Source organism: Rhodococcus sp. Chr-9, assembly GCF_000801125.1.
Lineage (GTDB): Bacteria > Actinomycetota > Actinomycetes > Mycobacteriales > Mycobacteriaceae > Rhodococcus > Rhodococcus pyridinivorans.
The window spans coordinates 1-1,639 of sequence record NZ_JTIZ01000047.1 but is presented as its reverse complement, the minus strand read 5'-3'; the positions used below and the strand labels follow the sequence as shown (position 1 = coordinate 1,639).

The following is a 1,639-nucleotide window of genomic DNA, read 5'->3' as shown; positions in this document are numbered from 1 at the left end:
TGTTATGCGACAGAGTGTTTCAGGGGTCAGGAACCGAATGTTTCGTTTTCCAGGCCCAGCGCGCGGATCTTGCGGTAGAGGGTCGAGCGGGCCACACCGAGTCGGTGGGCGGCGAGGGATTTGTTGCCGTCGGACTCGTCGAGGGCGCGGACGATCGCTTCGCGTTCGGTGCGTTCGAGCGAGGTCAACCGGCGGCCGGCGCCGAGGGTGCGGTAGTCGGCGGGCAGATGTTCGAGTTTGATGTCGAATCCCATCGACCGCGCCGCCGCGGTACTGAGCACCGAGGCGAGTTCGCGCAGGTTGCCGGGCCAGTGATGGTCGATCAACGCCCGATGCGCGGCCGGTTGCAGTTGCGGGGTCGGACGGTCGGGGAGTTCGGCGGCGAGCAACTCCCGCGCGAGATCGGTGAGATCTTCGATGCGCTGGCGCAGCGGCGGGATGCACACACTGCGCCGCACATGGGTCTGCACCTGATGCCGCAGATCGTCGGGGGTGCTCGAGGTGGCGGTGGCGATCACCGGTGCACCCAGCTCGACGGCAGCGTCGAGCAACCGCCGGGTAGAAGCCACAGCGTCGTCGGGGACCTCGTCGAGGTGCTCGATGATGCACGCGAAACTGCCGGACAGACGCGCCCGCAACTCGGCCACCGCCGAGGGGGTCAACGTCGACGCATCGACGCTCGGGACCGGGTCGTGCCGGCCCCAGCGGTGCTGGATCTGCCGCGCCAGATGGGTTTTGCCGACACCGGACTCACCGACGATCAGCACCGGCGCGACGGTCGCGGTGATCTCGTCGACCCGGTCCTGGAGTCGGTGCGCGGCCAGGCTGCGGCCGGCGATACGCGTCGCCGGCGCCGCACCGGCGGGCGCGGCGGGGGCCAGGCGGGCGCGCGGTCGCGGCGGAGCCGGGGAGGCCAGCGGGCGCAGTTCGAGGATCGCGCTGAGCGGATCGGTGGACTCACCGACCCGGCGGGCATGGACCCGCACGTCGATCCCGTCGGCGAAACGCAGCGGTCCTTCCCATTCGTCCTTGGCGGCCAGATGGGTGCTGATCCAGTCCCAGATCATCATCTGATCGGTCGAGTCCATCAACCGTGACACCGTCGGGGTCGCGATCACCGTGTCCCGGCTCATCGCCACCACCGCGGCGTGGCCGCGGCGTTTGCTGCGCATGTATTCGCGCAGCAGGTTCTGCTCGCTGCGGGCGGACAGGGCGAACAATCGCTCTTCGATATCGCGTACCGCCGAGAGCACCAGCGGTGCCATCAGCTCGTTGACATCGCCGATCTCGCAGGTGATGTCGACGATGCCGGTCACCGCGCGTGAGACCGGATCGACGATCGGGGAGCCGACACAGGCCAGCGGATGCAACGCCTCGAGCAGGTGCTCTTCCCCGCGGACCCGGAACGCTTTGCGTTCTTCGAGGGCGGTGCCGATCCCGTTGGTTCCGGCGCATTCCTCGGCGAAGATGAACCCCGGGGCGACCTGGGCACGGTCGAGACGGCCGAGCAGTGACCGCTGCCCGGCCCGCCGATCGACGATGGTCGCATCCTGCGAGGCGAGCAAGATCGTCACCGGCGCATCGGCGAGTTGATCGGCCAACCGATCCAGGACCGGCCGCGCCGCACGCACAAGCTTCG

Annotated in this window: 1 protein-coding gene; it reads right to left on the bottom strand. The window is 68.9% G+C overall.

Annotated elements, in window-relative coordinates; all coding sequences use genetic code 11:
• Window positions 1-26 precede the first annotated feature (26 nt).
• The coding region (locus QR64_RS05935) for a sigma-54-dependent Fis family transcriptional regulator (protein ID WP_139278692.1) at window positions 27-1,639 on the bottom strand (1,613 nt) is incomplete at its 5' end.